Source organism: Bacillus sp. T2.9-1 (assembly GCF_950097965.1).
In the GTDB taxonomy this organism is placed as follows: domain Bacteria; phylum Bacillota; class Bacilli; order Bacillales; family Cytobacillaceae; genus Niallia; species Niallia hominis.
The window spans coordinates 1-1,689 of the sequence record NZ_CATNHG010000023.1 but is presented as its reverse complement, the minus strand read 5'-3'; the positions used below and the strand labels follow the sequence as shown (position 1 = coordinate 1,689).

The 1,689-nt window shown below is 38.5% G+C and carries 2 protein-coding genes; both read right to left on the bottom strand.

Features of this window, described 5'->3' with window-relative positions:
- Positions 1-27: 27 nt before the first annotated feature.
- Complete coding sequence (locus QQZ16_RS02285) at positions 28-582, bottom strand: hypothetical protein (protein WP_152910798.1); 555 nt, start codon at positions 580-582, stop codon at positions 28-30.
- Between the two features lie 25 nt (positions 583-607).
- Positions 608-1,612, bottom strand: a complete 1,005-nt coding sequence (locus QQZ16_RS02280; RefSeq protein WP_109769519.1) for a transposase — start codon at positions 1,610-1,612, stop codon at positions 608-610.
- Positions 1,613-1,689 lie beyond the last annotated feature (77 nt).

Below are 1,689 nucleotides of genomic sequence, written 5' to 3'. Positions count from 1 at the left end.
CTTACACGGCACAACTAACACAATGATTTAGTTGTGCCGATTCCACTTGCTTTCAATATTGTTTAAATATGCATTTGGGTCCTGCTTAAATCTTCTCTGTTTTGTGTGTTCATGTATTCGACTGTCCCACTTACTAACTTCTTTTTTATAGCCAGAATAAGTAGCATTCCGAATCTTCTGCAGCCCATCTTGTTCATTTTTAACATTTTCAACGAATACGATGTTTTCACCGTGACGAACAATGTATCGATTCCAAGTTCGACTGCCTGTAATCCTACGATGCCTTACTTTTGTTCTTCTAAAGAAAAGCTCTAAATCATTATTTGTCCTTGGCAGGAGAGGGTAATCGTAAAATGTAAAGAGACCTTTCCAAAAGCCTTTACTATATCTCATCAGATTGTCCACAAAGGCAAAATCATCTTCACGGTTTAGTTCCTTTTCTATTTGGGTCAGATATTGTTTTAACCGGGATTCAACCCAAGAACTTGTTTTGTTTTCGGAAGGATCCATGATTGTGGCAATCCTTTTAAAACGCAGATCCCACCGTTTTACGAGCTGATAATCCTTTTTGTAGTTATCCACATTTCTGACTATTCTGAACAGCTTTTCAAGTAAAGGAGTCCCCTTTTTTATCCAGGCATTTTTCAATCGAGTCCTTGATTGATTTTGTTCGCTCAAAGACACGTGTACCTGGTAATTCAAACGGTGGTTTTCCATCTTCCAAAAGCACTGAACGAATCGCCGCTACATAGTCACTCGCAATTTCTTCTTCCATGCTTACTGATGATGATTCTTCAATTTTTCTTTCGATTTCCCGAATTCCCCTTAGCTTCTTTTTGATGTTTGTCTTTAGCTTTCTGTCCTTTTCTACCAACGGTTTTGCGATATCTTTGAAGTAATGGAACTGACAGTATTGATATGGGATGTCCGGTGCTATCTTTTCGATTGCTAAACGGATTGACTGCTGACCATCACTGATGAAACCTTGGATAGGGTAACCCCAATCAAGAATTGGTTGAATAATTCCGATTAACTCTTGAGAGGCGCTACTCTTTAAATTATGTGCTGCCAAGATGGTGCCACTTAAGACCTCGCGAATAACATACAACGTTTCATTTCCTTTTTCAGGTTGAACGCCATCAATGGATAAGATTAATCCATTGTTCTGTTCCACGACTTCCTCTAAGGTTTCTTTCATATTTTCTGTAATCGCTGAACGAAGAAGTAACGCATATCGTTCGTACAGTTTCTGAACTTGCCTTTCTGAGATTTTCACTTGCTTCTCAGCTAGGATGGTGGCAATTTCTGAACGGGTTTTATGTTCTTTGAAACGCAAGTGCCCAATGTGGGCAATGACATCCATGCCATAGGTGATGTGCTTCATACTAAGTTGCTCAGCCTCCGCAGAACGATAAACAGTATTGTTCTCACAGCCATTATTTTCACAGCGATAGCCAAGATTAATAACTTTAAATTCCCCTTTTAGGGTAGAGATGGTTTTCCTCCATACAGGATGGCAATAGGTTAATTTCTCTCCACAGTCAGGACAATTTGAAATTTCAGGACTGTAATAGATAGACTCGCTTGGATTCAACCTGTTTTTAGTACGCATAAATAAACACCAACTTAAATAATTAATAAGTCTATTATAACCTATTTTATCCGTTGGTGTTATTTATTCCGTGTAAG